The organism is Niabella terrae (assembly GCF_054783135.1).
On the sequence record NZ_BAAGRD010000015.1, the window covers coordinates 1 to 15,080 of the forward strand.

A 15,080-nucleotide genomic window follows, 5' to 3' on the forward strand; every position below is an offset into this window, starting at 1 on the left:
GATTTTGCTGCTTTTTTAAAAGAAGTCCGCGGATACTAAAGCCTTGGATTGCAGTACCATAGCCGAGATGTATGGTATATCACCTAAAAAGTTCCAACGGCAATACAAAAAGAAGATAAGTGACTTTGAGAGTTGGGCGTGCAGGTCTCATGCAGACCGCTGGTTGCTATTCCCGAAGAATATGTCAGAAGAACTGTCCATCGACGAAGTGGCATTATCAGGAGGAGAGCTTTACACGGTAGTTACATCTAAGCAGGCTAAGGGCAGGAAAGGATGCCTGGTGGCCATCATCTTTGGAACAGATTCTGATACCGTCATTGCTCATTTATCCAAGCTAGACAAGCCTTTGAGGGATAAGGTAAAGGAAATTACGCTGGATATGTCAGGGTCAATGAAACTTATCGCGCTGAGGAGCTTCCCTAAAGCTACCCAGGTTATAGATCGCTTTCATGTACAGCAGTTGGCCAGCGAAGCTTTACAGGAAATAAGGATTAAATATCGTTGGGAGGCCATAGATAAGGAACACGAACTGATCGCAAAAGCAAAGACACAGGATAAGCCCTACGTCCCCGAAACACATATCAATGGCGATACAACCAAACAGCTACTGGCCAGAAGCAGGCACCTGCTGTATAAGAATCCCGACAGATGGACCCAAAATCAGCAAGAGCGGGCGGAAATCCTCTTTCACCTATATCCTGACATCAGAAAAGCTTATGAACTTACTGACAGCCTGCGCAGTATATACAATCGAAGAATTAACAAACCGGTAGCAATGACCAAGCTCGCGCGCTGGTTTAACCAGGTAGAAGCATCTGGATTCAAAACCTTCAACACCTTACTGAAAACCATCAAACATCATTACAGTTGTCTTAACCCCCTATTACTTCAATAAGCGTAGTACAAACGCTTCAGCAGAATCATTTAATGCTAAGATAAAAGCCTTTAGAAATCAGTTCAGAGGCGTCAGGGATACGAGGTTCTTCCTGTTCAGATTATCAAATATTTTTGGCTAAATCCCCAGGTTTTGTACTTGATCCGGAATTGATGAACCGAGAACCGCATATTCAACTACCTGACCAATCAAAGAGGCTGTCTCGAACTTTTGAGACAGCCTCTTTGATTTTCTAAGTCGGGAAGACAGGATTCGAACCTGCGACCCCCTGGTCCCAAACCAGGTGCGCTACCGGCCTGCGCTACTTCCCGGATGCTTCCGTTTTTACGGAGCGGGTGCAAAAGTAAGGAAATCCCGTCGATGTAGCAACAAAGCGGTGAAGTTCCTGTAAATTTTTTTGGATTTAGATTTTAAAAAAAGCCACGCGGTAAAGCGTGGCTTCTAGATAGTATTCGGTAAAATATTGTACTAACGATATAAGACGGCGTTTTTTGGTGCCGGTTTGGCTATCGCTTGTTTGGTTTGGTTCTGAACGGTTTCCTTTACAGCAGTTGTATGGGTGCCTGTATTGCCTTCTAATTGTGCCAGTGTAGGTGCTATAACCAGCGAAACGATTGACATCAGTTTGATCAATATGTTCATAGAAGGACCGGAAGTGTCTTTTAAGGGGTCACCAACCGTGTCACCGGTAACGGATGCCTTATAAGGTTCAGAGCTTTTCTTGTAAATCTGTCCATTGATTTCCACACCTTTTTCAAAAGATTTCTTGGCATTATCCCAGGCCCCTCCAGAATTATTCTGGAACATACCCAGCAGGACCCCACTGACCGTGGCGCCAGCCAGAAAACCACCCAGGGCTTCTGCACCCAGCCCTGGAAGAAATCCGATAACCAACGGAGAGACAATAGCAATCGCACCAGGAACCACCATCTTACGGATGGAAGCTTCGGTAGAAATTGCCACGCATTTATCGTATTGAGGCGTGGCTTCACCTTCCATAATGCCTGGGATTTCCCGGAACTGCCGCCGGACTTCTTCCACCATGGCCATAGCAGCTTCTCCGACTGCCCGAATGGCCAGTGAAGAGAAGATAAAGGGGATCATTGCCCCGATAAACAAACAGGCCAATACATTGGCCTTGTAAATATCGATTCCTGAAATCCCCGCTACACCTACAAAAGCGGCAAAAAGCGCCAGAGCCGTCAGTGCCGCTGAAGCAATTGCGAACCCTTTACCCGTAGCAGCTGTGGTATTACCTACGGCATCGAGGGCATCGGTTTTTTCCCGTACTTCCTTGGGCAGTTTGCTCATTTCGGCAATACCTCCGGCATTATCTGCGATCGGACCGAAAGCGTCGATAGCCAGTTGCATGGCCGTAGTAGCCATCATGGCTGCAGCAGAAATCGCTACCCCATAAAGGCCCGCACAATGGAAGGCTGCGATAATACCGCCGGCCAGTACCAGGATCGGAAGGAAGGTAGATTCCATCCCTACAGCCAGACCTCCAATCACATTTGTCGCGTGACCGGTGGAGGACTTTTTGATAATCATATTTACCGGTCGTTTGCCGATAGCCGTATAATATTCAGTAATAATGGTCATCAGGGCACCCACCAGTAAACCAACAACGATGGATCCCAGTACACCCAGCCGGGTGAATACAAAGCCCCGCAGCTCCATCTGGTCCGGCAGCAGCCAGTATACCAGGCCGGCAGAGGCGATGGCAGTCAGGACAATCGAGCCCCAGTTGCCCATATTCAGGGCTTTCTGGATTACATGGGTACTGACACCGGCGGTTTCGGAAATCCGCACGAAAAAAGTGCCGATAATGGAAAACAGAATGCCCACACCGGCAATCAGCATGGGCAGGACCACAGGGGAGTAGCCTCCCAGACTGTCCGCACCACCGGTTATGGTAATTTGCTGTCCTAAAACAATGGTTGCCAGTACAGTAGCCACATAGGATCCGAACAGATCGGCACCCATACCGGCCACATCACCTACATTATCGCCCACGTTATCGGCAATGGTAGCCGGATTTCGGGGATCGTCTTCGGGAATGCCTTTTTCTACTTTACCTACCAGGTCGGCGCCAACATCAGCCGCCTTGGTATAAATACCACCTCCCACACGGGCAAAAAGCGCAATCGATTCAGCACCCAGCGAAAAACCAGTCAATACTTCGATGGTGGTCAGCATTTCTATGGAGTTCAGGCCTGCATCAGGCGCAAAAAACTGTTTCAGCAGGATATACAGCCCTCCCAGGCCAAATACTGCCAGACCTGCTACGCCGACACCCATGACGGTACCGCCGCCAAAAGACACACTGAGTGCCTTTTTGAGGCTGCTGCGGGCTGCGTGTGCCGTACGAACATTGGCCATGGTAGCTGCTTTCATCCCAATAAAACCGGCAACGGCGCTCAGGATGGCACCAATTATAAATGAGACAGAGATCAGCCAGTGGGAATGGGGATTGGCATTGGCGAGTACCCCCAGTAATAAGGCCGCAATGATCACAAAATAGGTTAAAATCCGCCATTCGGCTTTCAGGAAGGCCATGGCACCCTCGGCTATATACTTACTGATCTCTTTCATTCGGGGTGTGCCGGCTTCCTGGCGGGCTACCCAATTGAATTTTCCATACATGTACAGCAAGCCAATTAAGGCCATTCCGGGGACTAGATAAATCAGATATTGCATATTCAGTAGTAAATCCTTTTACTTTATTTGGCAAGGTTGCAAATATAAGCGTTGGATGAATACGGATAGTCTTTATTTAAGGGGTGAAGGCCCAATTACCCGCCCCTAAACACCTACGGTCAACCAAAACTTAAGACAAATCAATTTTTGCCTTCCCTGCCATAAAAAAGCCCCTATACAACCAGACTGATTCCGCAAATTTACCTGCAGGCGTATCCATAAAATTAGACAGATGAACAGCAGCTGTTGGCTCAATACAAGGGTTTCTATGCAAAGTAATTAAAAAAAATCATTCTTCAACTTTTACCGTTTCATCAAACCGGATTTGGTGCTGCCGGAGTGCTTCCAGCACAGGGTTGTAAATCTCCGGCAGGACGGGTATATGCAGCCCCCGGACGCCGATACGTCCGTCAAGTACCATCCCCGCAGCAATACCCAGGGGTAATCCCACGGTTTTGGCCATGGCCGTATGTCGGTCATCATCGCCGGTGGCCTTCAAACAGCCGGTATATCTGAACTGTTGCGCACCCAGCCGATAACGGATTTCATGCTGCATAACGACCATATCCCGGTCGCCGGCATCCAGCCGCAGTTTTTCTTCCAGCAGGGCCTGCAGGACCGATGCAGGAGACGGGTCAGCGTGCCCGGCCAGCCTGATATCTGCGGTAAGGTCTAAATAATCGAAGAGCTGACGCACCAGTGCCTGCTGATCTGCCGGTACCGTTTCTGCCAGAAACTGATCAAAGGAACTAAAGGGGGTGTATAATTTGAGGCAGGCCGTCAACAAATCCCGGTAACTGCATAGATCAGTCTCAGGTGCAAAGGGCGTGGTTGCGGTCAGTCCGGCGGCAATAATATATTTCCAGCCGGTACAGAAATCGGGATGTCTCAGGGTGCCTCTTAGAAAATCAGGTACTGCTTCTAATCCATACAATTCGGTATAAGTCAGGCTATCCCGGTTGGCATAGCATGCGTACTTTGAGCCATCGGGACAGTACACCGGCGTTGTCTGATCGAATACCTGGCGGTGATCCAGCTCTATGACCTGGCCCTTTTTTTTATAACGGGCACCGCTTTTGCCGGCATTGACGATATTGGCGGGGTTCCAGCTGATCTTATAATGCCAGGGATTGGAATCAGAAGCAGGGGCGACCAGACCACCACAATACGACCGGAAACTAATGATTTGCCCCTGTTCTCTTCGAATACGGTCAATGACCTGCATGGCACTCATATGATCAATGCCAGGATCCAGCCCGGATTCGCATAAGAACAGCAGGCCGGCAGATTCGATGTCGGCAGCCATTTCCCGGAGTTGGGCATCGGCATAGGATGCAGTCAGCAGGTTTTTACCCAGGCGCAGACAATCCCTGGCTACCAGATAATGCAATTGGGCCGGCAACATGGAAATGACAAGATCAGACACTTCTATCCACTGACTGCGGGCTTCATCCTGCAGTATGTCCAGCCGGATGGCCCGGGCATTCTGTCGGCCGGCAATTTTTTCGGTTGCCCGTTCAAGATCGGCGTCCACCAGAAATAGATGCCAGTCATTACCCCGTTGACTGCAGAGATAATCAATCAGTACCGTGGCAGATTTGCCGGCACCAAATAATACTATTTTTCTGGGGTGAGCGATAGGCTTTACATATTTAACGGGCACCGTCCTGATAGCCCGGATTTCAATAGCAAACAAACATTCCTGTCCCCGTAAAGATAGAAAGGCGCATGCATAGAAAGCGCAAAACACCAGAAAATTATAGCTCAGGGTAATATGGTATTTCTATGGAGGCCGGCTAATCACCGCAAAGGAGCGGGAGAGCGGCTGGCCTGATGGCTTGCCGTTTCAAAAAAAAAGCTATCTATTTGAGATAGATAGCTTTTTTAGAATCAGTTGATTACTTATTTCTTTTTACGCTTTGGCTTTTCCTTACTGGTCTTGTCAGCCAGCTGAATTGCATTATAGGCATTGACAATACCACCTGTAACGGATATATCAGAAAGCATTACGTCATCTCCTCCACCGGGATTGCTCACTTTTTCTGTGGGTTTGCTCACCGACTGCTCAATGATCTGCTTTACCTGGGCGGCTGTCAGGTCCGGATAATAACTCATAATAAAGGCAGCGATACCGGCTACCACCGGGGAAGCCATGCTGGTTCCCTGGGCATTGCCGTACTTGTTGCCGCCAGGTATGGTCGAATAAATTTTTACACCAGGCGCAAAAACATCCACTTCTTTTTTACCATAGTTAGAGAAACTGGCGGTCAGGCCTCCCAGTTTTTCATCGCCACTGGCACCTACTGTAATCCAGTTATCGGGCCGGCTGCCGTCCAGAAAATGGGCAGTAGGAAAATTGAAAGCGGTGTCAATATTGGAATTGTCATTACCAGCCGCATGTACCAGTAGGACATTTTTATCAGCGGCATATTTAACGGCTTCATCCACCCATTGTTTTTCGGGCGAGAAACCTTTACCGAAGCTCATATTGATCACCCGGGCGCCATTATCAACAGCATAACGAATGGCCAGGGCGATATCCTTATCATGCTCATCACCATCGGGCACCGCACGGATACTCATGATACGAACATTATCAGCAATCCCGTCGATACCGATGCCGTTACCGCGGGCAGCACCGATAATACCAGCGACATGGGTGCCGTGGAAAGCGGATTCATTGGTGACGTATAAATTGCTGTTACCGTAATATTTATCTTTAAAATCCTGATAATTGTCCTTAACGACCTCATCGCGGTAATTCTCAGGCGCTTCAACGGTCAGTTTGGCCTTATCAATATCCTTCTGGATTTCCTCGATCAGCATTTTATTGGTAATATCATCATTCTGATTGGCTTCGCAAACCCGCAGTAGGACCGTTTTCATCTGTGTAGCGGCCACGTTAAGGCTGCTCGGATTGTAGGTTTTCAGATCGGTGCCATTGTATTCCTCTTTTTTCAAGTCTGCACGGACGATGGAATCTCCCTGCAGGAGCACTTTCGCCATCTTCAGCATCATCTGGGTCTGTTGGGGATCCGCATCCTTGTTGATTTCCTCTTTCGCCCTTAACCAGGTTTTGTAATCAGCCTGCCGGTCTGCAGCGATTTCAGTGGCGGATTTACCATCAAATTCATCTTTGTAGTTCCAGTAAAAACGGGCGGCTTCGTAGGAATCCTTCTCAACATTACCGCCGTCTTTATTGCCCAGGAAATTCCATCCGTGGGTATCATCTACATAACCGTTCTTGTCATCATCCTTGCCATTACCGGCAACTTCTTTCTTATTGACCCATAATACCGGTTTCAGGTCTTCATGGGTGGTATCGATACCGGAATCCACGATACCTACAATGACTGGGGTGCTCTTCAGGTTTTTTGATTTTACAAAATCATAGGCCTGATCGAGACTGATCCCATAGAGACCATCTTTCTGCAGATCTTTCAGGTACCAACCATTAGGCACTTCCATTTGCGCGCTCACCGAAATCGTGGTGATGATGGCTGCTGCAAAAGTGCCCGCTTTTCTAAACATACTGTTCATATTCTTCATAATTGATTTAAAATTCAGCAAACGACAAAATTAGCTTTCTTTAGATTAAGAATTTGATAAAATGATGAGCGGTAAAGCCAAAAGGATGCATGTTTCTAATTGATTGGTCTTCAATAGCAATCTCTAAAAGCCTGAATAACAGGCGGACGCATTTGCCACTCTTGACAGCGCCGGCAGGAAGGAGTAGTGCCACCGAAACTTAACCCAGGTCAAAACGGATGCCCTGAGCCAGGGGCAGGCGGTCGCCATAATTGATGGTATTGGTCTGGCGGCGCATATAGTTTTTCCAGGCATCGCTGCCGCTTTCGCGACCACCACCCGTCTCTTTTTCGCCCCCGAATGCCCCTCCGATTTCCGCACCGGAAGTGCCGATATTTACATTGGCAATGCCACAGTCACTTCCATAGGCAGACAGGAAATGTTCGGCTTCCCGCAGGTTCATCGTCATAATGGCCGATGAAAGTCCCTGAGGGACATTGTTCTGGATATGAATGGCATCGTCCAGGTGTTTGTAAGACATCAGGTATAGAATGGGTGCGAAAGTCTCGGTTTGAACAATAGGCATCGTAGCATCGACCTGGGCGATACAGGGCCTTACATAACACCCACTTTCATAACCTGCTCCTTCCAGTACGGCAGCTTCCACCAGGAATTTTCCGCCCTGTTCTTTACAATCGGCGATGGCTTTTTGATACATGGCGACGGCATCTGTATCAATCAGCGGACCTACATGGTGGTTGGGATCCAGGGGATCACCGATTTTTAACTGTCCGTAGGCTTTACTCAGCTTTGCACAAACTTCCTCGTAAATGGATTCTTCAATAATCAGCCGCCGGGTACTGGTGCAGCGTTGCCCTGCTGTTCCGACGGCCCCGAATACGGCAGCCGGGATGGCGACTTTCAGTTCAGCATGCCGGCTGATGATCATCGCGTTATTGCCACCCAGCTCCAGCAGGCTTCGTCCCAACCGGCCGGCTACGGTCGCTGAAACGGCTTTGCCCATCCGGGTGGAACCGGTGGCCGAGACCAGGGCGATCCGCTTATCGGCAGCCAGCCACTGTCCGGCGCTGTGATCGCCGTTGATCAAACAACAGACGCCCTCGGGCACCTGGTTGTCAGCAAAAACCCGGGCGACAATCTGTTGACAGGCCACGGCACAAAGCGGGGTCTTTTCGGAAGGTTTCCAGATACAGACATTTCCACAGACCCAGGCCAGCATCGCATTCCAGCTCCAGACAGCTACCGGAAAATTAAAAGCCGAAATAATACCCACCAGCCCCAGGGGATGGTATTGTTCATACATACGGTGGGCAACCCGTTCACTGTGCATAGACAGGCCATAAAGTTGCCGGCTGAGACCCACCGCAAAATCACATATATCAATCATTTCCTGAACCTCTCCTAGGCCTTCCTGCAGGCTCTTGCCCATTTCATAGGAAACCAGCCGGCCCAGTGCTTCTTTTTGGCTCCGCAGTGCTTCGCCGATCTGCCGGACAATTTCACCTCTTCTGGGCGCCGGCCATTGCCGCCATTCGAGAAATGCGGCCTGTGCAGATGAGATTACCGATTCGTATTCCTTTGCTGAGCTGACACTGACGCTGCCGATTAATTTGCCGTCCACAGGGGATCTTGAGTCCAGCAGCCGGTCGCCTAAAGGTAGCCAGTGACTGCCGGTGGCCGTGCCGGCATTGCGGGCACTTATCCGAAGTTTTTCCAGGAAATCCATATGGTCTGATTTTTCTGTAAACCTACAGTAATATTTCTAAGCCCCAAAATACAGACCGCCTGACCCTGCTATATCGGAAAAGCGGGTAATTTGTAGCGGACAGGAGCCCATCGGCACGCAGGATACCGGGGGTGCAGCTTCCCGGATTGACCACTGGCCCCGACCTGATAATTTCACCGCCATCACCTGAATAAGCGATGGCCGGGATTCGATTGTACGCCCGCAATATTGTAATTTTCCAACTCTAAACTATTATAACCATGGGAGGCTCAAAAGTACCAGACAGTTTCGAAACCGAAGTTAACTTCTATCCCCAGAAAGCTTTCGAAATCGATATGGGTGGACAGTTGGAGTCCATCCTCTCCGGAACCTTCAACCCACAGCATTCGGGTAGTCTGGAAACCAAGGTCAGCGGAAAACTGGAAACCGATAACAAGCACAAACTAACCGGAGATGCCAAAGAACCGGTTGCCACGGACAGTAAGGTAGAAATCCTGAACCTGCCCCGGTTTACGCTGCAGGATATCAAGGACATGCAGAAAGTCCGGATGCATATCCCCAATTATACGAATGTGAGTTTTAAGTTATTCGGTGTCGAAATGATGAGTATCTGTCTGAACGGGGAAGCGCAGGTAATTACAGAACCTTATGTACCCAATCCGCAGGAGCGTTGTGACGATGATTGCTGTGCCCCCGATACCCGGCCCTTTCCTCAAAACAACGATACCAATATCAAACGGAATGATCAGAACATCAAAAAATAGAAACCATGCTTACGGTAACGGTCACAAACTTTCATGATAAACTGGAAGTCGAGGATGAGGAAGTCGTTCTGAACGGCCCTCCGGGTGCCTTAAAAGGCCAGATCGTTTTAAGCAATCCGCATACCGAAGCCCTGCGGATAAAAGCATTGCCCCTGCAGCATGCCAGCCGTTCGACACTGTTAAAATCGGACCAGCAGCAGGCCTTGCGGCTTTCCGTCAGGCTCCAGCCACAGGAAAAAAAGCGGGAGCAGCTGGTCCACGAAATCGATGCGAAAACTCCTCCAGGCATTTATGAAACCAGTTTGCTGGTAGGCGGCAAAAAACGGAAACTGAAAATGATCGTACAACCCCTGGTCGCGGTCAATATTCAGCCCCGGCATTTCAGTTTTCAGGGAACGGCGCCCGGCACCAGCCATAATGCCGTCATAACGGTGACCAATACCGGTAATATGCCTTTCCAGATTCCGGAAATCAAACATCTTTCCTTACTGGATATGGATTATTTGTGCCGGGCCACCGCTTTGGCCATCCGGAGTAAGGGGGCAGCACAGAGCCATGAGGCCATGATGGATGAACTCACCCGTAATGTGCACCAGAATATGACGGACTGGATCACTGCCACGGTCAAGCAGTCAGGGCAAATTGTTGAGCCGGGTGCGACCCTGTTAATAGATCTGGAAATTAAACTGCCCGGTAATACGGACGCCCTGCGTGATTACAGCGGCGATATCCGCTTCTGGAACCGGGTCCTTACCTATACGATAAAAGCCCATCACCTAAAAATTACCAAAAACAATGGCAAACAAAAATAACGGTAACCTGCAGCAGACTTTAACCGATAACGTCCAGCAACTGGCAGACATGTCACTGAGTTTTGCCCAGCCGCTGATGCAACAATTAATGGGTAATTTTTCCACCCTCAGCCAGTCTTTTTTTACCGAGGACGGGCGTGTGAACCTGCCGCAGTTTAAGTTGAATACGGACGGCTGTACACCCAAAAACAGTTGCCCGCCCCATTGCATCGCTCAGATCAGCAGAACGGCAATGCCCCAGGAGCGAATACTGGTGCCTTTTACTGTCAGGAACCAATGCAGTACGACCCATACCTACCAGATCGGCATGCGGCCCCTTATGAATCAGGACGGACAACCGGCACCGGACCAGCCCAGGTTGAACAAAACTTCGGTTACCCTGGAAGCCGGTGCGAGTGAAAGGGTATTGATGGCGCTGGACCTGGGCAAGTTTCAGGCAGGAGGCAGTTATACGGCGGAAATTGTGCTGCGGGAAAAAGAGTACAATCAGAATATCTGCTTCAGTCTGGAAGTTACGGACGACGGCGGACCGGTTGTCAGCCCCTATGACGAAAAGAAATACCGCCGGAAATGGCATGGCTGGCAATCACATTATTATTGTGAACCGGAGCAGGGCAGGACCCGTCAGTAAGCAGCAACAATCGGGGTGGTATATTAACGAATGGCTTAGCAACTATGAATCAAACGGAGAACCTGAAACAGGAAATTCAGGACCTGGTGAATAAAACCATTGAGGTCAACAAAAGCTTTCTAAAAGAAGGCAGCGCCCTGCTGCAACAATTTACGACAAAGGATACCGCGGCGGGAAGCAGGCAGGCTAAGGCCGTATTTCAAAGCAACCTGCTGTCGCAGGCCATTAATGCCTACGCCACACTGAATATCCGGCACCTCAAAAATATGATGGACCTGGGGATGGAGCTGACCCGACAGGCGGTGAAGACGGCCGGATCAGCAACCACTACCGCTGATGAGGAAGAAACTGCGGTGGAGCCTTCCTTTATACTGCAACAATCGGTAAAAGCCGGTAGCAGTACCCGTTTCCAGTTTGTGATGGACAATGATAAATCGGAGGCGGTAACGGTGCAGCTGATACATTCTGCTTACCGGCCCGATGTTGCTACAGATGCCGGACTCGATTTTCCTACGGTATTCAAACCGGCACGTTTCGTTCTGGACCCCGGCGCCGAACAGCGGGTCGACCTGCGGATTACGGTACCTAAAAAAACTGCAGCGGGAACCTATACCGCCCAGGTGCAGGTCAGCGGGTTTGAGCCCGCCTATTTCAGGATTCAACTCGATGTAACTTAACCAATCAAAATATTCATTTCAAATGCCATCGGCCCAGAAGCAATCTAACGGACAATCCAAACATTCAGCTGCCGGTAGCGGCAACCCGCTTTTTGATGCCTTTCAGCCCGATGCCATCATCAACAATGCCCAGCAGGTACTTTCTTCGGCAGTGCATGTGCTGGAAGAAGAAATTGCTGCAGGTATCCTGGCTGCCAAGAAACTGGAATCAAAGGTCATCGATGTGGAAGATATCCGCGAAGACCCCAAAGATCTGATGAACCGGATCCGCCGGGATATTCACGAAGCGGTAGATCTGCTGATGGACTCGGTTTCCGCCCTGACCCGGCACTTTGGAACCGTGTCAGACAATATCATGGGCAAGACCAGCGAATCCACAAAACCAGCCGCTACAGCACCTGCCGGCCCGACACTGATCCGCCATCCGCAGCCGGCAAAGCCAGGCAGCACCGTGGTACTCGCAATGTCCCTGGGGAACCATCAGTCTGAGAAGGCGTTGTCGGTAGCGTTTGTAAAAGCAGACCTTACCGGCCCCAATGCGGCAAAAATTCCTGCCCGCCAGCTTCGCTTCCAACCCAATCCGCTGGTAATTCAGCCCGGCGGGGAGCAGCCCCTGGAACTTATCATCAAAGTCCCGAAATCAACTTCACCGGGTTTGTACAGCGCTATGTTTACTGACAGCCAGGACGCGACCAACCGGTTAGTAGTGGAACTTGAAATCGCCTGAACTTATGGATGAAGCCCGGATGAAATCAATGCTGGCTGATTACGGCGCCCGAACCCTGAAAGGGATTCACGCATATATACCGGATAAGGAACCCCATCAGTATCTTTATGAGCTGGCCAGGGACTATCCCGACAGGGGTGGCAAGGGCTTTCGCCCTGGACTCTGCATGGCTACCTGTAAGGCTTTCGGCGGCACGAGCCGGATGGCCATCCATTCTGCCATTACACTGGAACTCCTGCACAATGCTTTTCTGATCCATGATGATGTGGAAGACGAGAGTTACTACCGACGCAACCGGCCGGCGATGCATCAGGCTTTCAGCAAATCCATTGCTGTCAATGTCGGCGATGCAATGCAGGTACTGGCGCTGTACCCGCTTTTTCAGAACCGTTCGGTGCTGGGGCCGGCGCTGGCCACTAAAGTATATCTGGAAGTACAGCATATGGTGACGGCTTCAGTGGAAGGGCAGGCCCTGGAACTGGGCTGGCGTCAGGACAATCGTTGTGATTTGAAGGATGCCGACTACCTGGAAATGATTCTCAAAAAAACCTGCTGGTATACCTGTATGCATCCCTTGAGAATCGGCGCGCTAATCGGCAGCAATGGCAAAGTAAATCCCGACCAGTTCAACCGACTGGGGTACTTTATGGGAACAGCTTTTCAGATACAGGACGACCTGTTGAACCTGTTGGCCGATGAGCAGAAATACGGGAAGGAAATCGGGGGCGATATCATGGAAGGCAAACGGACCCTGATGCTGATTCATCTGCTGCAGCAATGCCAGCCCCGGGAAAGGGAACTGGTACGTGGCCATCTGGCCCTGCCGATCCCGGAACGAACGGAGGCTACCTGTGAACAGATCATGCAGCTGATGCATCATTATGATTGTCTGAACTATTCTAAAAATATTTCCCGCTATATGGCCGGTGCCGCCCTGAAGGAATTTTATACCGTTTTTTCGCGACTGCCGGATAGTGAGGATAAATCACTACTGGAAACAATAATTTTATACATGATCAATCGTGATTACTGATGATTACCATCCGACCCAAATGGAACCATGACTCCCAGGTACTGATTATTGGCGGCGGTCCTGCCGGCAGCGGGATGGCTTACCACCTGGCCCGGGCGGGCATCAAAGTCCTGGTAGTGGAGGCACAGACTTTCCCCCGGGATAAAGTATGTGGAGATGGCGTCAGCCCGATCGCATTGGCAGAACTTCAGGCCATGGGCATTACCGGTACGGAGCGTTTTGCCCGGGCCAATGAGATTCGTAATGTGGGCCTTTTTATCAAAAACGATAAAGTGGTGATTCCACTTTCCAAACCCGATCACCTGCCCCTGCATGCCCGTATCATTCCAAGGGCGGAACTCGACCACTGGATATATGAAGCGGCTAAGAAAGCCGGCGCCGTATTTATTGAATCGGCGCGCCTTAAATCCTACAGGCTGCAGGAGGGCGGCATCAGTGCGGTTATCAAAGATGATTCCGGTGAACGGATACTGACGGCCAAAGTACTGGTAGGCGCCGATGGCAGCCGTTCGGCAGTGGCCCGGCAACTCCATGGCAGCAAGACGGCTTCGCGGTACCAGCTTCTGGGACTGAGGGCCTATTATGAAGGCGTCGAAGGTCCTTCGGACCGGGTGGATATCTTTTTTTCAAAAGAAAGTTTCCCGGGCATCTACTGGATGTTTCCGAAAGGGACAAGTGGGGCGAATATTGGCATGGCAATGGTGGCAGCCACCCTGCCACATCAGCCCGCCCACGCCCAGCAATTATTACAGCAGCATATTGCACAAAACGCAGATATCAGCGCCCGAATAGGTGGCGGTCAGCAACAGGGGAAAATTCTGGGCTGGCCCATTGGGTTTTTCAATCCCGAAAATCCGATTATTGCCGATCGACTGCTGCTGGCCGGTGATGCAGCCGGACTGATCAACCCATTGAGTGGCGATGGTATCCAATACGCCCTGCTGAGTGCCCGCTGGGCCGCAGAGGCCCTGGTTCGCTGCTGTCAGACGGATGATTTTTCAGTGGCCGGGCTGGCGCCGTATCATCAGAAAATAAAATCGGAACTGGCTTATGATTTTGCCTTCTCGCAACTGCTTGTGCAATGTTCAAGAAATAAAACCCTCTCGACGGTATGGATGGAAATTATTGCGGTGCTGATCGCCCGCGCCAAACAGGATCCGGCTTACGGCGATACGGTGGCCGGCATATTTGAAGGAACTTATCCTTCCTATAAGGCCCTTAGTCTTCCCTTTATCCTCAAATCCCTGTTGCAGGCTGGAAATTCGGGAGCCGCAACTTTACGTAAAATGATCGAGAATCCCCAATACGGTATGCAGACCGGCCTGCAGTTCAGCCAATCTGCCATCAACATCCTGGATGATCTGAAAACCTATCCACGCCTCCAGGGCCAGTGGCTGGGGCAGCTGCTGAAAAGTACGGCAACCGTAGCGGCTTATACAGCTTCGTCTATCTTACAAAAAGCGGGTAAAAAAGCAAACTGATCACAGATTAAATGCCTACCGACAGGTTGGAAGTGCCCGAAAAACGGTTATAGTGTTTGGTGTTACAACAGGAATTAAGGTCCAG

13 protein-coding genes and 1 tRNA gene are annotated in these 15,080 nt (G+C 50.2%); 9 read left to right on the top strand and 5 right to left on the bottom strand.

Translation table 11 applies throughout. The features are described 5' to 3' along the window. The first annotated feature begins 67 nt into the window (after positions 1-67). Both ACYVI9_RS14725 and ACYVI9_RS14730 read left to right on the top strand, forming a co-directional pair. Complete coding sequence (locus tag ACYVI9_RS14725; RefSeq protein WP_460765791.1) at positions 68-895, top strand: ISAon1 family transposase; 828 nt, start codon at positions 68-70, stop codon at positions 893-895. 40 nt (positions 896-935) lie between these two features. Then, positions 936-1,016, top strand: coding sequence for a hypothetical protein (locus ACYVI9_RS14730; protein ID WP_460765907.1), 81 nt, complete (start codon positions 936-938; stop codon positions 1,014-1,016). Between the two features lie 116 nt (positions 1,017-1,132). Here ACYVI9_RS14730 and ACYVI9_RS14735 read toward each other — a convergent pair. From ACYVI9_RS14735 to amaB, 5 genes are all read right to left on the bottom strand, one after another. Continuing rightward, positions 1,133-1,206: transfer RNA gene (locus ACYVI9_RS14735), tRNA-Pro, on the bottom strand. Positions 1,207-1,363: 157 nt separating this feature from the next. After that, positions 1,364-3,565 carry a sodium-translocating pyrophosphatase gene (locus tag ACYVI9_RS14740; protein ID WP_460765794.1) on the bottom strand — a complete coding sequence of 734 codons (2,202 nt, stop codon included), beginning with the start codon at positions 3,563-3,565 and terminating at the stop codon, positions 1,364-1,366. A 319-nt stretch (positions 3,566-3,884) separates the two neighbouring features. Further along, positions 3,885-5,258, bottom strand: coding sequence for a saccharopine dehydrogenase C-terminal domain-containing protein (locus tag ACYVI9_RS14745; protein WP_460765797.1), 1,374 nt, complete (start codon positions 5,256-5,258; stop codon positions 3,885-3,887). Between the two features lie 239 nt (positions 5,259-5,497). Further along, positions 5,498-7,135, bottom strand: coding sequence for a S8 family peptidase (locus ACYVI9_RS14750; RefSeq protein WP_460765799.1), 1,638 nt, complete (start codon positions 7,133-7,135; stop codon positions 5,498-5,500). 208 nt (positions 7,136-7,343) lie between these two features. Then, a complete protein-coding gene (gene amaB / locus ACYVI9_RS14755) occupies positions 7,344-8,870 on the bottom strand; it encodes an L-piperidine-6-carboxylate dehydrogenase (RefSeq protein WP_460765802.1) in 1,527 nt (508 codons plus the stop codon). 260 nt (positions 8,871-9,130) lie between these two features. On the opposite strand from amaB, the gene ACYVI9_RS14760 reads away from it, so the two are divergent. The 7 genes from ACYVI9_RS14760 to ACYVI9_RS14790 are packed head-to-tail and all read left to right on the top strand — an operon-like array spanning position 9,131 to position 14,995. After that, complete coding sequence (locus ACYVI9_RS14760; protein ID WP_460765804.1) at positions 9,131-9,634, top strand: hypothetical protein; 504 nt, start codon at positions 9,131-9,133, stop codon at positions 9,632-9,634. 5 nt (positions 9,635-9,639) lie between these two features. Next, positions 9,640-10,446, top strand: coding sequence for a hypothetical protein (locus ACYVI9_RS14765; RefSeq protein ID WP_460765807.1), 807 nt, complete (start codon positions 9,640-9,642; stop codon positions 10,444-10,446). Further along, the gene (locus ACYVI9_RS14770) at positions 10,430-11,077 is read left to right on the top strand and encodes a hypothetical protein (protein WP_460765809.1); all 648 of its coding nucleotides are present in this window, start codon (positions 10,430-10,432) and stop codon (positions 11,075-11,077) included. Before ACYVI9_RS14765 ends, ACYVI9_RS14770 begins: the two co-directional genes overlap by 17 nt. Positions 11,078-11,121: 44 nt before the next feature. After that, complete coding sequence (locus ACYVI9_RS14775) at positions 11,122-11,754, top strand: COG1470 family protein (RefSeq protein ID WP_460765812.1); 633 nt, start codon at positions 11,122-11,124, stop codon at positions 11,752-11,754. Between the two features lie 22 nt (positions 11,755-11,776). After that, positions 11,777-12,481 carry a hypothetical protein gene (locus ACYVI9_RS14780; RefSeq protein ID WP_460765814.1) on the top strand — a complete coding sequence of 235 codons (705 nt, stop codon included), beginning with the start codon at positions 11,777-11,779 and terminating at the stop codon, positions 12,479-12,481. A gap of 4 nt (positions 12,482-12,485) precedes the next feature. Next, positions 12,486-13,514 carry a polyprenyl synthetase family protein gene (locus ACYVI9_RS14785; protein ID WP_460765818.1) on the top strand — a complete coding sequence of 343 codons (1,029 nt, stop codon included), beginning with the start codon at positions 12,486-12,488 and terminating at the stop codon, positions 13,512-13,514. Continuing rightward, the gene (locus ACYVI9_RS14790) at positions 13,514-14,995 is read left to right on the top strand and encodes a geranylgeranyl reductase family protein (protein ID WP_460765821.1); all 1,482 of its coding nucleotides are present in this window, start codon (positions 13,514-13,516) and stop codon (positions 14,993-14,995) included. The genes ACYVI9_RS14785 and ACYVI9_RS14790 overlap by 1 nt, the downstream gene beginning before the upstream one ends. Positions 14,996-15,080 lie beyond the last annotated feature (85 nt).